Annotated in this window: 24 protein-coding genes and 1 tRNA gene; 16 read left to right on the forward strand and 9 right to left on the reverse strand. The window is 69.1% G+C overall.

Going from position 1 to position 24368, the window contains the following annotated elements; all coding sequences use genetic code 11:
- Positions 1–139: 139 nt before the first annotated feature.
- The 5 genes from Q1B08_RS13935 to Q1B08_RS13955 form a co-directional block, all read right to left on the reverse strand.
- Positions 140–523 carry a hypothetical protein gene (locus tag Q1B08_RS13935; RefSeq protein WP_299819970.1) on the reverse strand — a complete coding sequence of 128 codons (384 nt, stop codon included), beginning with the start codon at positions 521–523 and terminating at the stop codon, positions 140–142.
- Entirely contained in the window at positions 520–867 is a 348-nt protein-coding gene (locus Q1B08_RS13940; protein ID WP_299819973.1) for a hypothetical protein, read from the reverse strand. The genes Q1B08_RS13935 and Q1B08_RS13940 overlap by 4 nt, the downstream gene beginning before the upstream one ends.
- A gap of 70 nt (positions 868–937) precedes the next feature.
- A complete protein-coding gene (locus tag Q1B08_RS13945) occupies positions 938–1951 on the reverse strand; it encodes a patatin-like phospholipase family protein (protein ID WP_299819976.1) in 1014 nt (337 codons plus the stop codon).
- Positions 1948–2298, reverse strand: a complete 351-nt coding sequence (locus tag Q1B08_RS13950) for a pentapeptide repeat-containing protein (protein WP_299819979.1) — start codon at positions 2296–2298, stop codon at positions 1948–1950. Before Q1B08_RS13950 ends, Q1B08_RS13945 begins: the two co-directional genes overlap by 4 nt.
- The gene (locus Q1B08_RS13955; RefSeq protein ID WP_299819982.1) at positions 2295–3068 is read right to left on the reverse strand and encodes a 3-hydroxybutyrate dehydrogenase; all 774 of its coding nucleotides are present in this window, start codon (positions 3066–3068) and stop codon (positions 2295–2297) included. Before Q1B08_RS13955 ends, Q1B08_RS13950 begins: the two co-directional genes overlap by 4 nt.
- A gap of 568 nt (positions 3069–3636) precedes the next feature.
- Here Q1B08_RS13955 and Q1B08_RS13960 point away from each other — a divergent pair.
- Positions 3637–5466, forward strand: coding sequence for an extracellular solute-binding protein (locus Q1B08_RS13960; protein ID WP_299819986.1), 1830 nt, complete (start codon positions 3637–3639; stop codon positions 5464–5466).
- Positions 5467–5507: 41 nt separating this feature from the next.
- On the opposite strand, the gene Q1B08_RS13965 is transcribed toward Q1B08_RS13960, so the two are convergent.
- Positions 5508–5783 (reverse strand): DUF3572 domain-containing protein, encoded by a 276-nt coding sequence (locus Q1B08_RS13965; protein ID WP_299819989.1) that lies wholly within the window; start codon positions 5781–5783, stop codon positions 5508–5510.
- An 89-nt stretch (positions 5784–5872) separates the two neighbouring features.
- Here Q1B08_RS13965 and Q1B08_RS13970 point away from each other — a divergent pair, with 89 nt between their 5' ends.
- The 3 genes from Q1B08_RS13970 to Q1B08_RS13980 all read left to right on the forward strand — a co-directional run bounded on the left by Q1B08_RS13970 (position 5873) and on the right by Q1B08_RS13980 (position 9109).
- A complete protein-coding gene (locus Q1B08_RS13970) occupies positions 5873–7303 on the forward strand; it encodes a diguanylate cyclase (protein WP_299819992.1) in 1431 nt (476 codons plus the stop codon).
- A 727-nt stretch (positions 7304–8030) separates the two neighbouring features.
- The gene (locus tag Q1B08_RS13975) at positions 8031–8444 is read left to right on the forward strand and encodes a DUF983 domain-containing protein (protein ID WP_299819995.1); all 414 of its coding nucleotides are present in this window, start codon (positions 8031–8033) and stop codon (positions 8442–8444) included.
- Positions 8441–9109 (forward strand): NUDIX hydrolase, encoded by a 669-nt coding sequence (locus Q1B08_RS13980; protein WP_299819998.1) that lies wholly within the window; start codon positions 8441–8443, stop codon positions 9107–9109. The genes Q1B08_RS13975 and Q1B08_RS13980 overlap by 4 nt, the downstream gene beginning before the upstream one ends.
- On the opposite strand, the gene Q1B08_RS13985 is transcribed toward Q1B08_RS13980, so the two are convergent.
- Entirely contained in the window at positions 9075–9968 is an 894-nt protein-coding gene (locus Q1B08_RS13985) for a DMT family transporter (protein ID WP_299820001.1), read from the reverse strand. The two genes, Q1B08_RS13980 and Q1B08_RS13985, sit on opposite strands and share 35 nt — an antisense overlap.
- Before the next feature lie 142 nt (positions 9969–10110).
- Between Q1B08_RS13985 and Q1B08_RS13990 the strand changes: the two genes are divergently transcribed.
- Positions 10111–12402, forward strand: a complete 2292-nt coding sequence (locus tag Q1B08_RS13990) for an NADP-dependent malic enzyme (RefSeq protein WP_299820004.1) — start codon at positions 10111–10113, stop codon at positions 12400–12402.
- 179 nt (positions 12403–12581) lie between these two features.
- Positions 12582–13256, forward strand: coding sequence for a hypothetical protein (locus tag Q1B08_RS13995; protein ID WP_299820007.1), 675 nt, complete (start codon positions 12582–12584; stop codon positions 13254–13256).
- A 174-nt stretch (positions 13257–13430) separates the two neighbouring features.
- On the opposite strand, the gene Q1B08_RS14000 is transcribed toward Q1B08_RS13995, so the two are convergent.
- A complete protein-coding gene (locus Q1B08_RS14000) occupies positions 13431–13646 on the reverse strand; it encodes a hypothetical protein (protein ID WP_299820010.1) in 216 nt (71 codons plus the stop codon).
- A 77-nt stretch (positions 13647–13723) separates the two neighbouring features.
- Here Q1B08_RS14000 and Q1B08_RS14005 point away from each other — a divergent pair, with 77 nt between their 5' ends.
- On the forward strand, positions 13724–14008 hold the full coding sequence (locus tag Q1B08_RS14005; protein ID WP_299820013.1) for a DUF2312 domain-containing protein: 285 nt from the start codon (positions 13724–13726) through the stop codon (positions 14006–14008).
- 9 nt (positions 14009–14017) lie between these two features.
- On the opposite strand, the gene Q1B08_RS14010 is transcribed toward Q1B08_RS14005, so the two are convergent.
- On the reverse strand, positions 14018–14884 hold the full coding sequence (locus Q1B08_RS14010) for a hypothetical protein (RefSeq protein WP_299820016.1): 867 nt from the start codon (positions 14882–14884) through the stop codon (positions 14018–14020).
- Positions 14885–14971: 87 nt separating this feature from the next.
- Between Q1B08_RS14010 and Q1B08_RS14015 the strand changes: the two genes are divergently transcribed.
- The 9 genes from Q1B08_RS14015 (at position 14972) to Q1B08_RS14055 (ending at position 24315) form a co-directional block, all read left to right on the forward strand.
- Complete coding sequence (locus tag Q1B08_RS14015) at positions 14972–16636, forward strand: iron ABC transporter permease (RefSeq protein ID WP_299820019.1); 1665 nt, start codon at positions 14972–14974, stop codon at positions 16634–16636.
- A gap of 9 nt (positions 16637–16645) precedes the next feature.
- Positions 16646–16718: transfer RNA gene (locus Q1B08_RS14020), tRNA-Thr, on the forward strand.
- Between the two features lie 1662 nt (positions 16719–18380).
- Positions 18381–19067 carry a hypothetical protein gene (locus Q1B08_RS14025; RefSeq protein ID WP_299820022.1) on the forward strand — a complete coding sequence of 229 codons (687 nt, stop codon included), beginning with the start codon at positions 18381–18383 and terminating at the stop codon, positions 19065–19067.
- A 320-nt stretch (positions 19068–19387) separates the two neighbouring features.
- A complete protein-coding gene (locus Q1B08_RS14030; protein ID WP_299820025.1) occupies positions 19388–19555 on the forward strand; it encodes a hypothetical protein in 168 nt (55 codons plus the stop codon).
- Positions 19552–20664, forward strand: coding sequence for a tetratricopeptide repeat protein (locus Q1B08_RS14035; protein ID WP_299820028.1), 1113 nt, complete (start codon positions 19552–19554; stop codon positions 20662–20664). Before Q1B08_RS14030 ends, Q1B08_RS14035 begins: the two co-directional genes overlap by 4 nt.
- A gap of 58 nt (positions 20665–20722) precedes the next feature.
- Positions 20723–21118, forward strand: coding sequence for a DUF4112 domain-containing protein (locus Q1B08_RS14040; RefSeq protein WP_299820031.1), 396 nt, complete (start codon positions 20723–20725; stop codon positions 21116–21118).
- A complete protein-coding gene (locus Q1B08_RS14045) occupies positions 21115–22098 on the forward strand; it encodes a YihY/virulence factor BrkB family protein (RefSeq protein ID WP_299820034.1) in 984 nt (327 codons plus the stop codon). Before Q1B08_RS14040 ends, Q1B08_RS14045 begins: the two co-directional genes overlap by 4 nt.
- Entirely contained in the window at positions 22076–23242 is a 1167-nt protein-coding gene (locus tag Q1B08_RS14050; RefSeq protein ID WP_299820037.1) for an AI-2E family transporter, read from the forward strand. The genes Q1B08_RS14045 and Q1B08_RS14050 overlap by 23 nt, the downstream gene beginning before the upstream one ends.
- A gap of 116 nt (positions 23243–23358) precedes the next feature.
- Positions 23359–24315: a tripartite tricarboxylate transporter substrate-binding protein gene (locus tag Q1B08_RS14055; protein ID WP_299820040.1), complete on the forward strand. Its 957-nt coding sequence runs from the start codon at positions 23359–23361 to the stop codon at positions 24313–24315.
- Positions 24316–24368: the final 53 nt, after the last annotated feature.

Raw genomic sequence — 24368 nt, forward strand, 5'->3', positions numbered from 1 at the left:
AAAGCCGCACTCGTCGCAACCGCCAGAAAGCTGCTCTGCACCCTCAACGCCATGCTCGCAGCAGGAACAGACTACACCCAGCAGACACCTGGCTAAGTACAGTTGCCGGGCGCCGGCGGGTTCCGCACGACCGGCGATATCAGAACGACGGGGCGATCCGGCCGCCGTCGATGGGCTCCAGGTCGAAGCCCGTGACCACCATGTCGGGATAGCGGAGAACGACGTCGCGGAAGGCCGCGTGGCGGGCGCGTGGCTCTGCCTGCTCCACGGGCATCGCGAAGGCGAAGCGCGCGAGGTGGCGTCGGTAGACCTGTTCGTAGTGCCAGTACTGGTTCGGCGTCAGCGCGGCCTCTCCCTCGCGGCCGGCGAAGACGATTCGCATGCGCGCATCGCCTGCTCGGGTCGTCGTCGGGCCGTCGTACCACGCATATCGCGGATCGAAGTCCCCGCTCAGGCCCAGCCGCTGCGCCCAGACCGGACCGGCCGCGGTCAGCGCGCAGAGCAGCGCGATCACGCCCCTCATCGGTCGCGTCCCATCGGGTTGGCCTCCCGGTCGTCGTCTCCGAATCGGCCATCGTCGGCGAGCGCGTCCTCGCCCTCGGGAATGTAGCCGTCGCTTTCGCGGACCGCGGCATCGTCATGGGTCGGGTCGGCATAGGCATCCGCCGGCATCGGCCCGCCGAGGAACTCATGAAGCGCCTGCTGCGCTTCGCCGGGCGAGGTCCCCTCGTGCGCCGCGATCAGCTTCGCGAGCTCGGCGGTGGAACCATCGGCGTCCTCGAGGTCGGAATCACTCAGTTGCGGCCAACGGCTCATCAGCGCATCGCGGAACGGCACCCAGTCCTGTTCGAAATCCTGGCGGCTCATGCGGTCCTCCTGTGGTTGCGTGTCGGCAGAACGCGTGCCGCGGATGGGGGTTCCTGCGCGGCGACCCGGTTCAGGCGTACATCTCGCGGAGGTCGACGGTGGAACGCACGCCGATCGCGTCGAAATCCCGGTCCAGAAACGCTTCGGCGGCTCCCGCGCCGGCTTTGCGGAGCTGGTGGATGACGACCGGGTTCGGCACGACCTTGGTCGCGACCGAAAGCTGCCGCATCAGGGGATCGTCGGCGATCATGTGGACGATCACGTCCTTCATGGAGCCTTCGGGTATCTTGCCGGAATGGACGAGACGTTGCACGAACTCGACCGCCCGCAACTCGCGCAGCAACGAGGTGTTGAAGCTGATCTCGTTGATCCGGTTCTGGATATCGCGCGCCGTTACCGGCAGCTCGGGCCGCTCCAGCGGATTGATGTTCACGATCAGGATGTCGCGCGGCAGCGACCCGTCGAAGAGCGGAAACAGCGCCGGGTTGCCGGTATAGCCGCCGTCCCAATAGGCCTCCCCGTCGATCTCGACCGCCGGGAACAGCGTCGGCAGGCAGGTGGAGGCGAGGATGGCCTCCACCGTGATCGCGTCCCGCGTGAAGAGGCGGATCTTGCCAGTCCGCACGTTCGTCGCACAGATGTGGAACTCCGGACCGGATGCCGCGCAGACGGCGTCGAAGTCGAGTCCCGACAGGATTCGCCGCAGCGCGTCCTGGCTCATGCTGTTCGTCATGTAGGGACTGACGGCCCGGCTGATCGCGTCGACGAACTGGTAGCCCGGCGACATCTCGGTGCCGTAGCTGACCGCCATCGGGGAGAAGGCCTCGAACCAGGGGCCCCAGACCTCGTCGGTGAGCGCGCCGACGCCGGTCCAGATCGCCTCCAGCCATTCGCGGGCGAGGTTGCGGCTGCCACGCGCGAGGCCGGCTTTCACCGCCGCGCCGTTCAGCGCCCCGGCGGAGGTGCCGGAGATGCCCGCGATCTCGATGCGCTCGTCCGCGAGCAACCGGTCCAGCACGCCCCATGTGAACGCGCCATGCGCCCCGCCGCCCTGCAGCGCGAGGTTGATCCGCTTCGGCGTCATCCGTCCCGCCAGCGGGCCAGAAGGTCGGACACGGCGATGCCGTCGATCGTCATGCCCTCGATCTCGGCATTCGTGATGACGACCCCCGTCAGGTTCGCCGCGTCGATCGTCGCGCCCGCGAGGTTCACGTCGTGGAACCGCGCGCGACAAAGGTTGACGTTCTCGAAGGCGATGCCTTCCGCGTTCACGTCGTCCACCCGCGCAGCCTGCAGCTGACTGTCGGCCAGGATCGCATCCTTGAGGCTGACACGGGTGAAGGTGGAGCCGTCGAGGAACTTGTCGGCAAGCTCGAGACGGTCGGGCAGGGCGCCGCCGTCCTCCTCGCCGGTGAACATGTCCTCGGTCACAACGCGGTCCATCCGCCATCGACGCTGATCGTTGTGCCGGTGATCTGCGCCGCCGCGTCCGAGCAGAGGAACAGCGCCGTTCCGCCGAGCTGTTCCACCGTGGCGAATTCCTTGGAGGGCTGCCGGGCGAGAAGGACGTCACGGATCGCTGTTTCCCGATCCATGCCGTATTCCTTCATGGTGTCGGGGATCTGCCCCTCCACCAGCGGGGTCATGACGTATCCGGGGCAGATCGCGTTGGCGGTGATCGGCTCCTCCGCCGTTTCCAGCGCCACGACCTTGGTCATGCCGACGATCCCGTGCTTCGCCGCGACATAGGCCGACTTGTAGGGCGAGGCCGTCAGCCCGTGGGCGGAGGCGATGTTGATGACCCGGCCCCAGCCGGCCTCGCGCATCATCGGCAGGGCCGCGGCCGTCGTGTGGAAGGCGGAGGACAGGTTGATCGCGATGATCGCGTCCCATTTCGCGGCCGGGAAATCCTGGATCGGCGCGACGTGCTGGATGCCCGCATTGTTGACAAGCACGTCGCAGGCCCCGGCCCGCTCCACGAGCGACCGTGCCGCGTCGCCGTCCGACAGGTCGGCCTGGATGTAGCGGACGTTGACGCCGTGCGCCTTGGCCATGTCGGCGGCAAGGGCATGGTCTTCGTCGGTGTCGGTGTAGGAGTTCAGCACGACGTCGAGCCCGGCGGCCGCGAAGCTTTGGGCGACGCCCAGCCCGATTCCCGAATTCGATCCCGTCACGATGGCCGTCTTGCCCTCGAGCGACATATCTGACCCCTTCTTCGATCATTCTCTATCGCTGCGGAGCATAGATGCCGCAGGTGCAAAGGAAAGAGGAGGGTTCTTCAGGGCAACCGGTCGGTGGGAACGCGACAAGGCCCGGCGGTCGTCGGTCGGCAAGCCGGGGGCGAAACGAACAGCTCGCGTGCCCGCCCCGATCGGTGCGGATCCGGTTGGCCTCCGCACGCCCTACGATATTTCCCCGATTTCAAGCATGCCGTGGTGGAACGCGGTCCTGGCGGCGGGCTTTCGCCGAGATCGCGCGAAGGCGGATGGACGCGGCCGGGAACTCGACTAGAGGAAGGGCGCAAGGTCCGACCAAGGCGCGGGACCCGGCAGCTGCCGGGCAAGACCTGTACCACAATGCCAAAAAAAAACGCCGGCACGAGGCCGGCGTTCAGTCATTGAGGCAGGTTTCATACAGGCAAGAAACCTATCGAGCAGTAATTCGTATATAGACGTTAACGTAACAGAGTCCAAGGAAATCTTTCGATCCCGGCGAACAAATACCTCTGATAAAGTTCAAATTGTACAGGCTGTTAGAAGGGGCAGAACAATGCACCTCGATCGTTTCGCGCGAATCGCCCATCCGATTCGTTCACTCGCCATCGCTTTGATCCTAGGGGGATTCGCCGTCCGGGCAGGGGCCGACAGCCACGGGGTCGCCCTTTACGGGGCGCCCGCGCTGCCGCCGGATTACGAACACCTGCCTTACGTAAACCCCGATGCGCCGAAAGGCGGAACCTTCACGGACGGACAGGTCGGCAGCTTCGACAGCCTCAATCCGCACATCCAGCAGGGTAACGTTCCCTGGCAGCTACGCTTCCTCGCCTACGAGACACTGCTCGGCCGCTCCTACGACGAACCGTTCACGCTCTACACGCTCCTTGCGGATTCGGTGAAGGTGAACGACGCCAATACCGAGATCACCTTCACGCTGAATCCTGACGCGCGGTTCTCGGACGGATCCCCCGTCACCGTCGACGACGTGATCTGGTCCTGGAACGTTCTGGGGCAGGAGGGGGCGAACGGTCGCTACCGGACGGCCTTTGCCAAGGTCTCCTCCGTGGAGAAGGTGGGCGAGCGCGGCATCCGCTTCGCTATCCCCGAACCGGATCGTGAGCTGCTGATGACGCTCGGCATGCGCCCCATCATGAAATCCGCGCCCTATGCCGGGGACGAGCGGTCCTTCTTCCGTTCCGGTCTCGACAACGTTCCCGTCACTTCGGCCCCCTATGTTATCTCCGACGTGGATGCCGGCCGCTTCGTCGAACTCGAACGCGACCCCGACTACTGGGGCGCCGATCTGCCGTTCCGGCAAGGCATGCACAACGTCGACACGATCCGGATGGAGTTCTTCGGCGACGCCACCGCGCATTTCGAGGCGTTCAAGGCCGGCGAACTCTCGTCCATGCGGGAGACGAACGCCTCCGCCTGGGCGCGGAACTATGATTTTCCGGCAGTGCAGTCCGGCGAGGTCGTCCTGTCGGAAATCCCGCACGAGCGGCCCAGCGGGATGACCGGGCTCGTGATGAACACCCGCCGCGCGCCCTTCGACGACTGGCGCGTGCGCGAGGCGATGATTCAGGCCTTCAATTTCGAATACGTCAACGCCGTCATCAACGATGGCGCACAACCCCGGATCACATCCTACTTCTCGAACTCGCCCCTCGGCATGGAGCCGGGACCGGCGGGAGGACGCGTGGCCGAACTGCTCGAGCCGATGGCGCCGGATCTCCTGCCCGGCACGATCGAGGGTTACGCGCTGCCGCGAACGGAGGGGCAGGCCTCCGACCGTCGCGGTCTGCGCAGCGCGATGCGTCTTCTGGAGGACGCCGGCTACGAGGTCGAGGCCGGCGTGATGACAGGCCCGGACGGCCCGCTTTCCGTCGGCATCCTCGTCCCTAACGGCTCATCCGAGGTGCGGACGATCGTCGACATCTATCTCCAGTCGTTGAAACGCCTGGGCATCGACGCCCATGCCGTCTCCGTCGACAGCGCGCAGTTCACCGAACGCACGAACGCCTACGACTTCGACATGGTATGGTATTCCTGGGGCCTGTCGCTCAGCCCCGGCAACGAGCAGCTCGCCTATTGGGGGCCGAACGGCGTGGACCGGCCGGGGTCGCGCAACCTGATGGGGGCCGACGATCCGGCCATTGTCGCGATGATCGACGCCATGCTCACCTCCGAGACGCAGGAGGATTACATCGCCGCCGTCCGCGCGCTCGACCGGGTCTTGACCGCGGGGCGCTACGTCGTGCCGACCTGGTACAATCCCGTCAGCTGGATCGCGCACGATGCCGATCTGAAATATCCGGCCGACAACCTGCCGATCTACGGCGACTGGATCGACTTCCAACCCGACGTCTGGTGGTTCGACTAGGCCGGTCGCCCGCGTTGCCGCCCTGCGAATCAGGTCGGTCGTCAGGTCCAATGCGGCAGGTCACCGCCCGGCAGCGCCGCCCGGGCGGCCGCGAAGGTGTCGGTGCTGTACCCGCGCGCGCGGCAGAAACCGGTGACCCAATCGTCGTCCAGCATGACGAAGTCGAGCACGGCGCCGAGAAAGGCCGGATCGCGGGCCCCCGCGACGATCGCGTCGCGGTCGGCGCCGGTCGTCGACTGGAACTGGTCCAGAAGCTCGGCCTCGGCCATCCAGCCCAACGCGTCTAGGGCGATGACGTCGGCATGATCCCGCTGCATCGGCACGTCCCCCAATCCTCTCGAAACCAATTGTTAACCTTCATGACCGATTAATTCGGTGAACAAAACAATAAGCCGCAGGTAACGGAATGTCGGGTCGCATCCTCATCGTCGACGACGTCGCAACGAACCGCATCGTTATGAAGGTGAAGCTTTCCGCGGCGCGCTACGAGGTCGTGCCCGCGTCGAGCGGTGCCGAGGCGCTCGCGATCGCGGAAGCCGGCGGCATCGACATCGTTATCATGGACATGATGATGCCCCAGATGAACGGCGCCGAGACCTGTCGCAGGCTGCGGGCGAATCCCGCGACCGCGACGATCCCCGTGATCCTCGTGACCGCTTCGGAGGATATGCAGGCCCGGATGGAGGGGTTGTCGGCGGGGGCGGACGACTTCCTTTCGAAGCCGGTGGACGAAGTGGCGTTGCTGGCCCGGGTCCGGTCGCTGCTACGCGCCCGCGAGGAGGAGCGCGAGTTCGAGGCCCGCAGCAGCGCGCTTCTGGAGATGTCCACGCCCGTGGCGATGGGCTTCGCGGAAGCCGGCGGCCAGGCGGCGTTCCAGTCCGCGCCTTCCGTGGGGGGTGTCGGGGGGGGCCTGACCGACGGGCGGATCGCCATCGTCGGCGGGCCCGAATCGACATGGCTGCCGGTGCAGCGCGACCGTTTGCGCCCGCTTTTCCGCGAGACCGTGCGAATCGTCGCTCGCGACGCCGCGCTGGCGATGACGTCGGAGACGGCGCCGGACCTGTTCCTGATCGATGCCGATCTGGGCGGCCGCAACGACGGGCTGCGCCTGATGTCGGAGTTGCGCTCCCGCGCGGCTACCCGTCACGCGGCGTTCATCATCCTCTTGCCGCCGGGTGACAGCGAGCGCGCGGCGACGGCGCTCGACCTGGGCGCGGCCGATGTGGGCTACCATCCGTTCCCGGTGGACGAGATTGCGATGCGCATCCGCACCCAGCTCGCCCGCAAGAAGCGGGCCGACAAGATGCGCGACACGCTCGACACGGGTCTGAAGCTCGCGGTGATCGATCCGCTGACGGGCCTGCACAACCGTCGCTACGGCCTGTCGCACCTGAACCGGGTGGCCGCGCGCTGCCGGGCACAGGGCATCCGCGCCGGCGTCGTGCTGATGGACATCGACCACTTCAAGCAGGTGAACGACACCTATGGGCACCCGGCGGGCGACGTCGTGCTGGCCAAGGTGGCCCAGACCCTCGACAACAGTCTGCGTCACGAGGACCTCGTGGCCCGGATCGGCGGCGAGGAGTTTCTTGCCATCCTGCCCGACACCGACATCAACCAGATGCGCTTCGTCGCGGAACGCCTGCGCAACGCCGTCGAGGAGCTGCGCATCGACGTCCCCGGCGGACAGGTCCTGCAAGTGACGCTCTCGATCGGCGTGGCGCTGCTGGAGGATCGCGACGACGCGGCCAGCCGCGCGATGGAGACGGCGGACAAGGCGCTCTATTCGGCCAAGGGCGCCGGGCGCAACCGGGTGCGGATCGCCTCCGGCGCCTGAGCCGCGGGTCGCCGCTGGCGTCGGCCGGTTCACGACGATTTCGGGGGATCTTGATCCCGATTCTCGCGAGCGCCGCTGCACCGTCATCGACGACTCGAATGCGGCCCGATCGAAGGGCTCCGAGCGCAGCGCCGCGGCAGCACGTCGAAGATGAGCGTGGTCCGTACCGCGCCGAAGCGGAACTCGTCGAGGAACGAGCCCGACGCGGCGATCCGCCCGCCGAGTCTCCTGCGAAAGAACAAGATTTTCGGTGGAACGGCCGCATGGCCGGGCGCCGCGACGATGCGCGCGCAAGGTTTCGGGAGCCGGCGCCGTGTCGCCGCAGGCCGCCCGAAGGAGCTCGTCGAGATCGTGCTCGCGTGTTCCGACGACACCAGCCATTTTCCGCTCGCCGCGTGGGGACAGGCTCCCGACCGCTCGCACCCAGCGTCGCCGCGATGTCCGGGGTCGAATGGGTCTTCGGCATCGCGAAGGACCACAACCTGCCGCTGCCGTTCGCGCAGCTAGGCCAGGGCCGCGCCCCGCGCTGCGCCGTTCCGCGGCGATCAGGCCCGCGAGCGCGAAGGGCGCGACGTCTGACGCTTCGCCCCGCCTCGTCGAGCGGGGCCTGTCGCCCGGCGTTCCATCGCGCAGATCGCCGAAAAGATGCGAACATGCGACCGCACCCGGCCAGACGCCTTTTCCGCGATGCATGCATGTCCTAGCTACGGGATATTGGAGGATCGCGATGACCGAGGCCCACACGAACCCGCAGGACGCGGATCGCCCCATGTCGCAGGCCGTCTGGCGCGGATGGCGGCGACGCTGCCCGAATTGCGGCGAGGGCGGGATATTCACCGGCTACCTGAAGGTGCGCGACGAATGCCCCCATTGCGGCGAATCCCTGCATCATCATCGGGCCGATGACGGGCCGCCCTACCTGACACTCCTGATCGTGGGGCATATCGTCGGGCCGGGGATGCTGTGGTATTTCGTCGCCTTCGAACCCGACCCCTACAGCTTCATGGCGATCTTCATGGGCGCCTCCGTCGTCCTGTCGCTCTGGTTCCTGCCGCGGTTGAAGGGCGTGATCGTCGGCGTGCAATGGGCCGCGCGGATGCACGGCTTCGGCCACGGCGACCCGCCGAGCGACCTGTCGTGAGCGCACCGATCCGCGACGCGGCGAGCGTCGTGCTGCTGCGGCGCGGGGCGGCGGGGCCGGCCGTTCTGATGGGGCGGCGCGGGGCCGGGGCGGCGTTCATGCCGTCGAAATACGTCTTTCCCGGCGGCGCGGTGGACCCGGGCGATGCGGCGACCGTCTTCGCGCGACCGCCTGCCGGGCCGACCTGCGCCGCGCTTCTGGACCGGTCGGAAACGCCGCCCGAAGCGCTCGCCGCCGCCGCCATCCGCGAGCTTGCGGAGGAGACGGGGCAGGTGCTGGGCCGGCCCGGGTCGGGCTGCGACTGGCCCGGCTTCGCGGGTCTCGCCCCCGACGCGGCGCCGCTGCGCTTCGTGTTCCGCGCCGTCACGCCGCCGGGGCGGCCGCGCCGCTTCGACGCGCGGTTCTTTCTTGTCGACGCGGATGCGCTCGCGACCGATCCCGACGATCATTCGCGGGCCGAGGACGAGCTCGCGCACCTCCATTGGGTGCCGCTCGCGGCGGCCCGCGCGCTCGACATCCCCTTCATCACCGAAGTCGTGCTGGCCGAGGTCGCGGCCATCGCCGCCGGCGCCGTGCCGCAGGGCGTGCCGTTCTTCGACAATTCCGGCGAAACGTCGCTCTTCCGCAGGCTCAGGCCCGGAGCAGGACAAGCGCGACCACGCTGAGGCTGACGAGGACGATGGCCAGAAGCTCCCGCCGCGAGAAGCGCTCGCCCAGCACCAGCCAGGAGATCGCGAGCGACAGGATCAGCTCCACCTGCCCGACGGCGTTCACATAGGCCGCGTTCTGAAGCGTGTAGGCGGTGAACCAGCCCAGCGAGCCGAGCATCGACGTCGCGCCCACGAGCGCGGTCGCCCGCCAGCGCCGGAACACCGCGACGAGGCCCCCCCGGTCCCGCCAAAGGAGCCACAGGCCGAGCAGGATCGTCTGCACCAGCGTCACGAGGCAGAGCGTCACCGCCGCCCGCAGGATCGCGGCCTCCGCGTCCACGAGGAGCGAGGCGCCCCGGTAGCCCACCGCCGAGACCGAGAAGAACGCGCCGGAGGCGAGGCCCAGGGCGGAGGCGCGGTTGAAGACCTGCCAGCCCCCGTCCGCCGGCACGGAAAGGACCAGGACGCCCACGAGACCGACCGACATCGCCGCGAGATCCGCGAGCGTCACCGTCTCGCCCAGCACCAGGAAACCCGTCGCCGCCGTCATCAGCACCGTGACCTTGGAGAAGGCGATCCCGACCGCGAAATTGCGCCGCGCGAACAGAGCCACCACGCAGATCGTGGCGAGGATCTGCGCGATCCCGCCCGTCACGGCATAGGGCCAGAAGCCCGGTGCGATGCCGGGCAACGCGCCGCCTCGCGCCACGACCCAGACGAGGAGGCCGAGCGCGATGGCCCCCGGTGCGTAGACGAAGCGCGCGAAGGTCGCGGCGGCTGGCGACAGGCCCCCGACCGAGAGCCGCTTCTGCAGAAGAAAGCGCAGCGCCTGGACGGACGCGGCGAGGAGCGTGGCGGCGACCCAGAGCGACATGCGCGTTCCTCTGGCATGCGGGGCGCGGCGTGCGCCAGTCCCGACCGGCGAGCCGCGGGCCGGGCGGCCGCATTCCTCTCTGGCCGCGTTCTCGGCTTCGGTGCTACGCAGGCGTAAAGCCTGTGAAGGGGAGGGGGACCGAATGAGCGAACGCGACAGCGACGAACACCACGCGGCGCAGCGGAAGGCCGCGCTCGACTATCACCAGTTCCCGAAGCCCGGAAAGCTCGAGATTCGCGCGACCAAGCCGCTGGCCAACGGCCGCGACCTGTCGCGCGCCTATTCGCCCGGCGTGGCCGAAGCCTGCACGGCGATCCAGGCGGATCCGGACCGCGCCGCCGATTACACCGCGCGCGGCAACCTCGTGGCCGTCGTCACCAACGGCACCGCGGTGCTGGGCCTCGGCGATATCGGCGCGCTCGCCTCCAAGCCGGTGATGGAGGGCAAGGCCGTGCTCTTCAAGAAGTTCGCCGGGATCGACTGCTTCGACATCGAACTGAAGGAGACGGACCCGGAGCGTCTGGCCGACATCGTCTGCGCGCTCGAGCCGACCTTCGGCGCGATCAACCTCGAGGATATCAAGGCCCCCGACTGCTTCGTGGTCGAAAAGCTCTGCCGCGAGCGGATGAACATTCCCGTCTTCCACGACGACCAGCACGGCACCGCCATCGTGGTGGGTGCCGCCGCGCTGAACGCGCTGCGCCTGACCGAGCGCCGGTGGGAGGACATCAAGGTCGTCTCCACCGGGGGCGGGGCGGCGGGGATCGCCTGCCTCAACATGCTCCTGACGCTCGGCGTGCGCCGGGAGAACGTGTATCTGCTCGACTTGCACGGCCTCGTCCACGAGGGGCGGGAGACGGACATGACGTCCCAGAAGGCCGCCTTCGCGCAGCCCGGCCCGTTGCGCGGGCTCGGCGACGTGATCGAAGGGGCGGACCTGTTCCTCGGGCTGTCCGGGCCGAACGTGCTGACGGCGGAGATGGTGTCGAAGATGGCGCCGCGCCCGATCATCTTCGCGCTGGCCAACCCGAACCCGGAGATCGCCTACGACGTCGCCAAGGCCGCCGCGCCCGACGCGCTGATCGCGACGGGGCGGAGCGACTACCCGAACCAGGTCAACAACGTCCTGTGCTTCCCCTTCATCTTCCGCGGCGCGCTCGACGTGGCGGCGACGGAGATCAACGAGGCGATGAAGGTCGGCTGCGTCGAGGGGATCGCCGCGCTCGCCCGCGCCACGACCTCCGCGGAGGCCGCCGCCGCCTATCAGGGCGAGCAGCTCACCTTCGGCACCGAATACCTGATCCCCAAGCCCTTCGATCCGCGTCTGATGGGCGTGGTCGCCGCCTCCGTCGCCGGGGCCGCGATGGAATCCGGCGTGGCCCGTCGGCCGATCGAGGATCTGGCGGCCTACAAGGCCAATCTGGACGCCTCGGTCTTCAAGTCCGCGATGATCATGCGCCCGGTCTTCGCCGCGGCCGGCAAGGCGCAACGCCGTATCGTCTTCGCCGAGGGCGAGGACGAGCGCGTGCTCCGCACCGCGCAGGCCATGACCGAGGAGATGACGGACATCCCGATCCTGATCGGGCGTCCGGAGGTCATCGCCACCCGCATCGCGCGCGCGGGCCTTTCCCTCGACCCGGAGACCAGCCTCGAGATCGTCAACCCCGAGAGCGACCGGCGCTACCGCGACTACTGGGAGACCTACCACGCGCTGATGGCCCGGCGCGGGGTCGCGCCCGACATCGCGCGGGCGATCATGCGCACCAACACCACCGCCATCGGCGCGGTCATGGTCGCGCGCGGCGAGGCCGACAGCCTGATCTGCGGCACGTTCGGGCAGTTCCTGTGGCACCTGCGCTACGTGACGGAGGTGCTGGGGCAGGGCGGCCTGCACCCCGTGGGCGCGATGTCGCTGATGATCCTGGAGGACGGGCCGCTCTACATCGCCGACACGCATGTGCATGCCCGCCCCACCCCCGAGCAGGTGGCCGAGACCGTCGTGGCCTGCGCCCGCCATGTCCGCCGCTTCGGGATCGAGCCGCGCGTAGCGCTCTGCTCGGCCTCGCAGTTCGGCAACCTCGACACCGAGAGCGGCCGGACGATGCGGGCGGCGCTGGCGCGTCTCGACGCGATGCGCCTCGACTTCCAGTACGAGGGCGAGATGAACGCGGACGTGGCACTCGATGCCGAGCTGCGCGCGCGGTTCCTGCCGAACGGCCGGATGGACGGGCCGGCCAACGTTCTCGTCTTCGCGTCCACCGACGCGGCGGGGGCCACGCGCAACATCCTGAAGGCTCGGGCCAACGGTCTGGAGGTCGGGCCGCTCTTGATGGGGATGGGCAACAAGGCCCATATCGTGACGCCTTCCGTCACCACGCGGGGCCTGTTGAACGTCACCGCGCTGGCGGGCATGCCAGTGGACGATTACGGCTAGGCGGATCGCGGTTCGGGGGCGCGTCGTCCGTGTCGGCTCCGGACCGCATCGTGGCGGCCCATCGGGTTGACGCGTCGCGGCGATCTCTGGAATAGGGCCCCCTCGCAGAAACCGGGACCGCGCGTTCCACGCGCGGCCTCCGGTCCGCCCTCAGCTCCGTCCGGAAGGCCGTCTTCACCATGATCCACCGGCGCATGTCCGCCGCGACCGAGGCCGCGCTCTGTGTCGTCACCTGCTCCGCCGTCGCCGCGGCCGCTATTGGCGGCGACCTCGCGACCTTGTCCGGGGGCGAAACGCTGACGCGCGAGGGCGGCAGCGTCGAAGCGCTCTCGATGCTGGGTTACCTAGCGGCCATCGTCCTCTATCTTCTGAAAAGCGCGAGGCCGTTCTGGCCAGTCCCGGCGACGCTTCTGTTCATGGCGGCGCGCGAGTTCGACGCCGACAAGCGGTTCACCAGCGAAGGCATCCTGAGCACCAAGATCCTGTTCTACGACACGCCGGTCTGGGAGAAGGCCGTGGCCCTCCTCGTCTGGGCCGCGCTGGCGATCACGCTGATCGCGCTGATGCGCGGCCGGTGGCCTGCTCTTGTCGCCGCGCTCAAACGCGGCGTGCCCTGGGCGCTGGCCTTCGCGACCGGGTTCGTGCTTGCCGGGTTCAGCAAGCTCATCGACGGGCTGGCACGAAAGCTCGCACCCTGGGGGATCGCCGTGCCGGGCGACGTGAACCGGATCGCGGGGACACTGGAGGAATGGCTCGAACTGCTGATCCCGGTCGCGTTCATGGTCGCGATCCTTCTGCGCGACCTGCCGCGCGGCGGAGAAAGACGGCCGACCGCGCCGGGGCGGAACGCCTGACCAGCCGACCCCCGACTCAGGCCTTCTCGACCTCGGAGCCGGTCGCGGAGCCGTTGCCCCACGCCCGCTTCGCCTTGCCGTCTTCCTCGTGGCCGGTCATCGCCGCGCGCCTCCGCTTGCCGCCGGGACGACCGGGCAGCGCGGAACATGGCGTCGCTGTCTCCGTCGGCACGTTCAGCCGAGGATGACGCCCGTCACCACCAGCATCAGCCCGATCGCGGACACCGCGAGCGCCCCGAGATTGAGCGCGACCAGCCGCCGGAGCCGCGCCTCCATCGCCGGACCCTCGAGCCCTTCGCGGCGGGCGCGGAGCGCGACGAGGATGCACCAGACGAGCCCGCCCAGCCCCGCCAGCGTCAGCGCCGCGCCGATCCAGATCATTGCCGTCATCCGCGCATCCTCCCGCGTTGCATCGCGTCCCGCCCGGCGCTACCGAAGGCGCTCGATACGGGCAAGAGGAGCAGAGCATGGCCGAACCCCAACGCGCGGATGCGGAGAACAGCGGGCCCGCCGACACCTATCGCGTCACCGCCGACGAGCTCCGGCAGTTCATCGAGCGGGTCGAGCGGCTGGAGCAGGAAAAGAAGGATATCGCCGAACAGGTCAAGGAGGTCATGGCCGAGGCCAAGGGGCGCGGCTACGACACCAAGGTCATGCGCAAGGTCATCGCGCTTCGCCGACGCGAGCCCGACGACATCGCCGAGGAGGAGGCGGTGCTCGAGATGTACCGCGAGGCTCTCGGCATGACGTGAGACAGGGCCTCAGGGCGCGAGGAACGTCACGTCGTCGCGCGCCCTGATCCGCGCCACGTCGGCCTCGTAGAGATTCGAGAGCCCGGCGATCATCTCCTCTGACCAGTCGGGCTGCGCGATCTCGGGTTCGATTTGCGCGGCGTCGGCGTGGCGCACGAGAAAGGCCGAGGCCGTCTTGCGCCAGGTGGAACGGTCGGCTGTGGGATTGTCTTTCAGATAGGCCTCGAAGCTGCGGAACCCCTCGGAGGTCATCACCTGCCGCAGGATCGCGTCCTCCCCCGCTAACGGTATGTCGACACCCGAGACGGCGCGGAGGATTTCGGGCCAGATCAGCGGCAGATCCTCGTTGCACCACACCGTCAGCGCCGCGTCCGAGCAGACCGCGCGAATGGCGTCCACGACCGCCGACCAGCGCAGGCTGGCAAGGTCGACCCCGTCGAGGAAGTCGCCGAAATCCTCGAAGGAGGACGCCTCGAAGAGCGCCGGCACATGCGTCGCGGGATTCCGGATCGCGAGAAAGAACGCCACCCGGTCGCGCGGAAAGACATCCTGAAGAAGCGCGGTGCGCGCATCCGCCTCGGGGTAGAGGTCAGGCCCTTCGAGCGCGGTGGCGTAGGTCGACAGGAACCCCTCGTAGCTCAGGACCATCCGTCGCGCGCGCGTCCCGTCGAGGAGGCTGTCGCGCAGCGGCTCCGCGTTGGGCGGGAAGGCATCGTCGGGACGGGCGGCGAAAACGCGGCGGATCGCCGGGCGCACCCGGGCCCCCGGGGGAACGACGACGCCCCGTGTCGCGAGGACGTCCGCGTTCCGCGACAATGTCCGCAGGATCAGATCCTCGTCCGTGCAATGCGCGCCGAGATGGATGGCGATGTCCAACCTTGAAAGCCTCTCGATGAACTCCGTCGGGGAGCCTAGCCGGGCCCCGCTGGACAGGCAAACGCCGATCCTCTAGCGCCTCGACCCATGTCCGACCGAAACACTCGGGGCGTTCCTGCGCCGTTTTCCGCATCCGCGCCGGATCTCTGGTCGGTCGGCGCCCTCGCGATCGCGGCCCTCGTGCTGGTGCCGATCGTCGCGGTGTTCTGGCTGGCGGCGAACCCGACGGAGAATGTCTGGCCGCACCTCGCGGCGACGGTGCTGCCGCGCTACCTTTCCACCACGCTCGTGCTGATGGCGGGGGTGGGCGTTCTGACCGCGGCGATCGGCACGGGGGCGGCGTGGCTGGTGGCGATGCACGACTTCCCGGGACGCCGGGTGCTTGCTTCCGCGCTTCTGATGCCCCTCGCCATCCCGGCCTATGTGGGGGCCTACGCGCTCGTCGATTTCCTCGACTATGCGGGTCCGGTGCAAACCATATTGCGCGCGTCCTTCGGCTGGACGAGCGCGGCGGAGTACGCGTTCCCCGATATCCGTTCGCTGCCCTCGGCCATGCTTGTCCTGTCCTTGTCGCTCTACCCGTATGTGTACCTGCTCGCCCGCGCGGCCTTTTCCGAGCAGTCGGGTGCCGGATTCGAGGTGGCCGCCGCGCTCGGCGCGGGGGCGTGGCGGCGGTTCTGGCGCGTGGGCTTGCCGCTCGCGCGGCCCGCCATCGCGGCGGGCGTGGCGGTCGCGATGATGGAGACGGTCAACGATTTCGGCACGGTGGACTTCTTCGGCGTGCAGACGCTGACGACCGGCATCTTCTCGACCTGGCTTTCGGGCGGGAACGCGGGCGGGGCGGCGCAGATCGCCTGCGTCGTCCTCGTCCTGATCGCCGCGCTCGTCTGGATCGAGCGGCAATCCCGCCGCCGCCGCCGCTTCTGGCAGGCGGCGCGCGCGCAACGGCCGGTGGCCCGGCAGCGGCTCGAGGGCGGCGCGGCCTGGGGCGCCGCGCTCGCCTGCCTCCTGCCGGCGCTGGGCGGGTTCGTCTTTCCGGCCTCCGTCATGGGCTGGCACGCGCTGGTGGCGGCCGACGGGTGGCTCGCGCCCGGCCTCCTTCGCGCGATCGGCAACACCCTGACCGTGGCGGGGGCGGCGGCGGTGCTGACGGTCGGGCTCGCGCTTTTCATGACCTACGGCGTGCGGATGGCGGGCCGGACCCTGCCGCGCCTCCTGTTGCCGGTGACGACGGTGGGCTATGCCGCGCCCGGGGCGGTGCTGGGCCTCGGCGTCCTGATTCCGATGGCCGCGCTCGACAACCGGGTGGCCGACGCGGTGCTCGCGCTGACGGGTCACGATCCGGGGCTGATCCTGACCGGCTCCTGGGCGGCGCTGGCCTTCGCCTATGTGGTGCGCTTCTTCGCGATCGGGCAGGGGGCGGCGGACGCCGCGCTGGGGCGCATCCCGCCGTCGCTGCCGATGGCGGCGCGGGCGCTCGGACGCGGGCCGGGGGGCGTGCTGGCGGCGGTCCACCTGCCGCTTATGCGCGGCTCGGTCGCGATGGCGCTGCTGCTCGTCTTCGTGGACGGCATGAAGGAGCTGCCCGCGACGCTTCTTCTGCGCCCCTTCGGCTTCGACACGCTGGCCACGCGGGTGCACGACCAGGCGAGCCTCGAGCGGCTTTCGCAGGCCGCGCCGGCCGCGCTCGTGATTACGGCGGTCGGGCTCGTGGCGGTGCTCTTGCTCGCGCGGGCGGACGCGGCTAGATGAAAGCGGTATGCCCCTATAGCTCAGCTGGTAGAGCAACTGATTTGTAATCAGTAGGTCCGCGGTTCGAGTCCGTGTGGGGGCACCGCCTTTTCCCTATGTGCGCCTCGCGCAACCCGAGCCGATACCGCCTGCGGCGTATAAAAACGAGACTGTCTCGTGATTTGCCTGCCGCGCTTTCTATCTGCTACGGTGAGGGAGAGGTGGCCCATTCATGACGCGCGACACGCACGATCCGCGGGACGCGGCTCCGGATGCGCCGAAGACGGCCGGATCGGGCGTCGCGTCGCCGAAGCGCTCCCCGAGGGTGGAGGGGTGGACGCGACGGGGCGGCAACTTCGAGCGGCGGCTGGCCGAGGCGCGGGCGAAGCGCGCCAAAAAGATCGGAAAGGGACCGTCCGGGAACGCCGCCACGCGCCCCGTACTGGATATCGCCGCGACGCTGGCCGGAGGAGCGGTGCCAAATACCGGGGCGCGCAACGGCCCGGGCGCGGCTGCGTCCGTTCCCGGCGTCCATGCGGCTTCAGAAGCCGCACCCCCGAAATTGCCGGCCGCCGACGCGGCGCGCGATCGCCCGATGCGCCGGTTCGCGATTGCCGGGCTCGCGCTTTTTGGTGTGGCGGGATTGGCGATCGGGATCGGTCTGCATGGGCAGCCGGAGACCGTGGTGCCGGACGTTTCCCGCGGGGCGACAGGGCCGGCTCTGATCACCGTCGGTCCGGGCGCGTCCCGCGCGGCGCGGGACGCCGCGCCTTCGTCGCTTACGGAGGTCGCCGCGTTGTCGTCGCCGCAAAGCGCCGAGGCGCTGCCCCTCGTCGGCTCCCGTCTGCCGGAGGCGCGTACGGTTCGCGAGATCGCGGGCTCCCGCCCGGTCGAGCCGTCCGCCGCGGCGGGCTTCGCGCCGTCTCCTTCCTTGCCGGCTCGGTCTGCGCCCCCCACCGTTCCGCGATTCGCCGAACGTGACATCCCGGGCAGTGCGCTTCCCCCGATCACGAAAGCGAACGACGCTCCGGGAGCGATGGCGTTCGGTGGGTCCGCCCGTCCCGGCATTCTCGTGGCAGGCGAGTTCACCAAACGGCCCGAGCCTGTGCGACGGCCAAAGCTGACGGATACCGTCGCTGCGCCGCGACCGAATCATTCGATGCCGGTCAGGCCAGATGCGCGGGTCGCGGAACGCCCTCCCGTATCTGCGATGGCACCGCCCGAAACGATGCGGGCGCGATCGGTCGTTGAGGGTGTCGACGCACCGCAGTCGGGGGCACGTCCCGTCAATGCGAGCATCGTCGTGGCGACGCTCGTGGGACAGCGGACGGCCGCGCTTCCGGATCCCATCGCAACGGCACGCGACGCGGCGCCGGACAGGCTCCTGTCGCGCTTGGGGTGGCCGCCGACCGGCGACGCGCCGCTTCCGACGGCTATCCGATCGGCGCCTCCTCAAACAGCGACGCCCGGTGGATTCGGGGCGCCGGCGACGATCCGGAACGCGTCGTTGGTCGCGATGGCGTCGGTCGAAACGTCCGATCTGCCGCCGCTTGCAGCACGGCAGAGTGATCTGGCTCGACAGGGCTTCGCAGCCGACCGGCCGGTTCGCGCTCCCGCGGCCAGACCATCGCCCTCGGTCCGCTTCCGCGCCCCGACGATGACCGCTCCAGTGGCCGACGCGAGGGTTGAGCCCCGCATGGCCCGTTCGGACGGCTTCGCTCGCACGGGAGCCGCCATCGCGCCACGCCGGCCGGAGGCGGCGCCTGTGCGTCCGGCGCCTGTGCTCGACGTCATGCGGGACGCGCGTCCGGTCCCGAACACGCGGCCCCAGACGAGTTTCGTCGTCTCGGATCTTGGCGCAGCCCCGGCCCGGGTGGACGCGGCCCGGCCGCGCCCGGCGCGGGAGCTTGCCGTCCCGGCGTCGCGACCGGACCTCGTCGCGAGCCCCGCGCCGGAAATGAATCGACCGGCCCCCGAACCGGCGGACCGCATCGCCGCGCGGGGGCACGGTCCGACATTCGGCCCGTCGGATCGCGACACAGAAGTAGACGCTCTGCTGCGGGTCGCGGCGGGGCGGCCCGATCTGGGGCGGCTGTCGAAACCGGCCACGCTGACCGGGCCGGAGAACCCCTTTTCCTGCATTGCCTGCGCGATGCCGCCGCCTTTCGGGTCGATCCCCGACGTCGCAGTGATCGTCGCGGAGGGCGCGGGGGACGCGTCGGACTACCTCGAGCACCTCCGGTCCTACGGCTTCCGCCGGATCGAGACGCGGCGCGCGCGATTGCCTGTCGCGCAGCCGCAGGTCCGGTATTTCCGCGCGGCGGATGCCGGCACGGCCCAGGCCCTTGCCGAGCAGGTCAGCGCGGAGCTGGTCGACCTGACCTGGTTCCTGCCGACGCCGGACGGCGGGTTGATCGAGATTCTGCTGTCGGAGGATTTCCAGCGGCATTGAAGTCGCCGCAAACGTTTTCACCGTTTCCACGTTCGTTCGATATAGATCTTGAAAAGGTCCGTTCCTTGAAACGATTTAGCAAAGCCGTCCCCGTCGCGATCGCTGCGGTCTCCCCGCCTTTTGCCGCCGCCTCACAGGATGCCGGAAGCGCGACGCGCGGTCAGAAAACCTTCCGGGCCTCGACGCGGATGCGCGCGAGCGGGCGGGCCGTATCCGAACGGCCTCGGGTTTGTTCCGATGCAGGAAGCGTGCGCGTCCGGGCGGACCGATCCGACGCCCTCGACACGGCGACGCGCGCTTTCCGCAGGGATGACCCCTGTGTGACGATCATCGCGGGCGGGGCGGACACGATCGGCACGTTCGCGACGCAGGGCATCCCGGTCGAACGCCCGCAGGTCTCGGGTCGCGGCAACAGGGAGCTCCCGGTCGATACCGGCGGCGACGTGCCGGAGCCCGGGAACCGCGTGGTGGAGATCAGCTGGCGGTGACGCGGGGCTTCGGACCGCTGCTCCGCGCAAGCCTTCTTGCGCTGGCGTTCCTGCCGGGCCCGGGGCGGGCGCAGACCGGGGCTTCGGCCTATGCGGCGGAGGATTACGCGGCGGCGGCGGAACTCTGGCGGGCGGAGGCGCGAGACGGATCGGTGGAGGCGATGCTGGGTCTTGCCCGTCTGGCCGATCGCGGCCTCGGGCTGCCGCGCGATCCGGAGCAGGCGTTCGACTGGTACCTCCGTGCGGCGGAAGCCGGGTCCGCCGAGGCGCAGTTCAACCTGGGCGTTCTATACGACATCGGCACCGGAACGGCGCGGGACGCGGGCGAGGCGACGCTCTGGTACACGCGCGCGGCGCTGCGCGGCAATCCGCAGGCGCAATACAATCTCGGCCTGATCTATTCGTTCGGCGCGGCGGGTGCGAAGAGCGACGCGGTTGCCGCGGCCTGGTTCGAAGCGGCAGCCGACGAATTGCCCGCCGCGCACGACAAGCTCGACGAGCTGTCACGGGACAACGCGCCGTCCGGCGACCTCACCCCCCCCGAGCTTCGGTTCGCCGATCTGGGCCCGGAGGGATTGGAGCTCGTCTGGGTGGACACGGGAGGAAGCCCTTCGGAATTCCTTGTCGAGATCGTGGACGTACCGGAACCGGGGGAGACGTTCGCCGCGCCGCGCCTGCTGCGCCGTACGTCCTTGTCGGGACTGCTCGACCCGTCGGAGGCGTCCGGCGACCTTCTCGTCGCGCGGGTCAGCGCGCTCGGGACCGATGGGGAGAGCTATGCCGCCTCCGACTGGGCGGGCGGCGCGGCCGGCCCGGCCGGCCGGGCGAGGCTTCAGGTGGATGCCGGCGACGCCCGTGCGGTCCGGCTCGCCGAACTGGTCGCGGCGGACCTCGCGTCCGGCGGGATCTGGGCGCGGATCGAGACGGCGGATGCGGCGGCCCCGGGCGGCCGCTCGGGCGTCCGCTACGGCTGGCGCGAGGATGCCGCGCTCGCACGCGCAGTGACCACGCTGATCCCGGTCCTGACCGAGGCCGACGCGACCTTCGTGCCCGATGCGGATCTGCTGCCGGGCGAGATCGCGATCCGGATCGCCGGTTCCCGATCCTGAGGCGCGGACCGGGAACCGGGCAGAGACGTCCGGCGTCTTGTCCGAAGGAGGTACTTGCGTGACACCGGACATGACCGCACGGCTTGACCGTCTGGATCGCCTCGCCCGCAACATGGACAGCCGCTACCGCATTCCGGGGACCGGTATCCGCTTCGGCTGGGACTCGATCCTCGGGCTGGTCCCGGGGCTCGGCGACGTGGCCTCGCTCGGCCCGGCCGGCTTCATCTGGCTGGAGGCGCACCGGATGGGCGTGCCCAATTCGGTCAAGGCGCGCATGGCCGCCAATATCGGCATCGACTGGATCGTCGGCTCGGTTCCGCTGGTGGGCGATCTGCTCGATGTCGGGCTCAAGGCCAACCGGCGCAACGTCGCTCTCCTGCGGGAGCATTTCGCGTCGTCGGACGGCAGGCCCGCGACGGAGGCGCGAACCGACACGCTGGTTTCCTGGCAATGAGCGTCGCCCGAAGCACCCGGGAGATCGCGCGCGCGGAGCCGGACCGGGGGCGCGACGCCAAGCGGCCGTCGTCGATCCCCTGGCGGGGGTGGAAGGACATCTTCTTCCGCGTCGCCGGGCAGGTCGCGAAGGATCACGTCGGTCTGGTCGCCGCCGGCATCGCCTTCTACGGCCTGCTTGCGATCTTTCCGGCCATCACCGCGCTGATGGCAATCGCCGGTCTCCTCTACCAGCCGCAGGAACTCGTGGGCGCGCTCGAGGGCATCTCCTCCGTCGTGCCGCCGGATGTGAGCCGCATCCTGCTCGACCAGGCGATGCAGGTGGCGGGCACCCAGCAGAGCGGGCTGACGCTCGGCCTGATCCTCGGTCTGGCGCTGGCGCTCTGGTCTGCCTCGATCGGGGTAGGCAGTCTGATCGAGGGGCTCAACATGGCTTACGACGAGCGCGAGACCCGTAGCTACGTCATCCTCAAGCTCCAGACGATCGTGATGACCTTCATCATGATCATCGCCGTCATCGTCGCCGCGTTGATGATGATCGCGCTGCCGGTCGCGCTGTCCTTCCTCGCCATTGCGCCCTGGCTCGAGCGGGTGATCCAGATCCTCGCCTACATCCCGATGGCGCTCGTCTTCGTCGGCGGCGTGGTCGCCTTCTATCGGTGGGGGCCCGACCGGAACCCCGCCAAGCTGCGCTGGCTCACCCCCGGCGCGCTGGTGGCGAGCGGGGTGTGGCTGATCGTGTCGATCGGGTTCTCGATCTACGTGCAGAACTTCTCGAGCTACAACGAGACCTTCGGCTCGCTCGCCGGGGTGATCGTCATGTTGATGTGGATGTGGCTCTCGGCCTACGTGATCCTGATGGGGGCGGAGCTCAATTCCGAGATCGAGGCGCAGACGGCGCGCGATTCCACGATCGGACAGCGGGAGCCCATGGGCGAGCGGAACGCGGTAAAGGCGGATGAGCTTGGCCCCGCGCGGTGAACCCCGGGACATTCCGCGCGAGCCCGGCGGCATCGCCGCGCTTCCGCAGCTGCCGCCCGTCAAAAAACAGCGTCATCCCCTCGTCGTTCCGGTCACCGGGATCTTCCTGCTCCTGCTCGTGCAGGCCCTGGTCTTCGCTTCCCCGTTCCTGATCCCGGTCACCAGCGCGGTGCTGGGCTACTTCATCCTCAACGCGCCCCGACGGGGGCTCAGCAAGCTGGGCATCCCCGCCCCGGTCTCGGCGGGGATCTTCACGCTGACGATCGGTCTGGCGCTGGTAATGGGCGCGGTGATGCTGAGCACGCCGGTAACGAGGTTCGTCGGCGACATCCCGCACCTCATCGACGAGATGGTCGGCATGGTATCCGGACCGGGCGGCATCTTCGAGTCGATCTCGGAAGCGGCCGAGGCGACCGAGCGCGCGCTGGAGGACGAGGACGAGCGCCCGATGCGGGTGGAGGTCGTCGACAGTTCCGGCATCGCCACCTCGGTCGCCACCATCGCGCCGGGATTGCTGAGCCAGGTCGTCTTCGCGATGTGTCTGCTGTTCTTCCTCGTGGCATCGGGCGACCTGTTCATCCAGAAGGCCGTGCAGGTCGCGGACCGGTTCGAGGACAAGAAGAACACCGTCCGCACCGTCCACACGATCGAGAAGCGGCTGGGCAACTACCTTGGCGCCATCACGCTGATCAATATCGGGCTCGGCCTGTGCATCGGTCTCGGCATGTGGTGGTGGGGCCTGCCGTCGCCCTGGCTGATCGGATTGATGGCCGCCACGCTCAACTTCATTCCCTTTGTCGGCGCGGTCGTTGGCTCGGCTATCGCGGGCATCATCGGCTTCGTGTCGTTCGGCGATCCCTGGCCGGCGCTCGGCGCGTTCGCGACCTATTACGGCATGACCTCGCTGGAGGGGCAGCTGATCACGCCGGCCCTGGTCGGGCAGCGGCTGCGCCTCAACATCGTGATGGTGTTCCTGTCGGTCGCGTTCTTCGCCTGGATCTGGTCGGTGATGGGCATGGTCTTCGCCGTGCCGCTGCTGATCGTGGTGAAGGTCGTCTGCGACAGCATCCCGAAGTTCCGCAAGGTCGGCCTTTTTCTCGGCGACGCGGAAGGCTTCCAGCCCGGGGAATCGCGCTCCGACTGACCCCGCGTCGGGTGCGGGCCCGGCGCGAAACCGGTTGCGGCATGGATGTGGTTCGATAACCTGCGCGCGAGGACGCCGCGGGGGAACGGGGACGTCCGACCTGAAGGGAGATAGGGATGACCGACACGTTTCGCGCGCTTCTGACCGGTGCGGCCATGTTCACGGCCGGTGCGGCCGGCGCGGCCGAATGCATCGCGCCCGCCAATCCGGGCGGCGGCTGGGACTTCACCTGCCGGCAGATCGGCAAGATCATGTACGACATCGGGGCGGTCGAGCAGCCCGTGCAGGTCACCAACATGGCCGGTGCCGGCGGCGGGCTGGCCTTTCAGACCGTCGTGAACGAGCGCAACGAGGACGAGGACCTGATGGTCGCGGCCTCCGTGGCGACCGTCACCCGGCTCGCGCAGAACGCCTATGGCGGCTCCACTTCGGATCAGGTGCGCTTCGTGGGCGCGATCGGCGCCGATCCGGGGGTCATCGTCGTCGCCGCCGACAGCCCGTTCCAGAGCCTGACCGACATGCTCGACGCGATCGAGGCGGACCCGTCTTCCGTTTCCTTCGCCGGCGGGTCCGCGGCGGGCGGGTTCGATCACCTGAAGGTGCTGCAACTGGCGCAGGCCCACGGGGTCGAGGACCTCCGTTCGATCAAGTATATCGGCGTCGATGGCGGGGCCGACGCGATCACCCAGACCATTGGCGGCTTCACCGATGGAATGACCGGGGACATGTCCGAGATCGTGGGCTTCATCGAATCGGGCGAGGTGCGCGCGTTGGCCGTCCTGTCCGACGAGAGGATCGAGGGGTTCGACATCCCCACGGCGATCGAGCAGGGCGTCGACATGACGGGCGTGAACTGGCGCGGCCTTTATGTTCCGGGCGGCATCTCCGACGAGCGCTTCGCGGAATGGGCCGACAAGCTGCGCGCCGTGGCCGAAAGCGAGGAATGGCAGCAGGCGATGGTCAACAACGGTCTGGCCCCGTTCACGAGCGTCGGCGACGAGTTCCAGTCATTCGTGGACGAGAGCATCGAAAGCCAGGCCGAGCTGTCGCGCGAGATCGGCATCATCCAGTGAACGCCCCGGGGAACGCGGCCGGCGGCGGCCGGCCCGGGGAGCATCCGGCCGCC

The sequence above is a fragment of the uncultured Jannaschia sp. genome, from assembly GCF_947494025.1.
Taxonomy (GTDB): domain Bacteria; phylum Pseudomonadota; class Alphaproteobacteria; order Rhodobacterales; family Rhodobacteraceae; genus Jannaschia.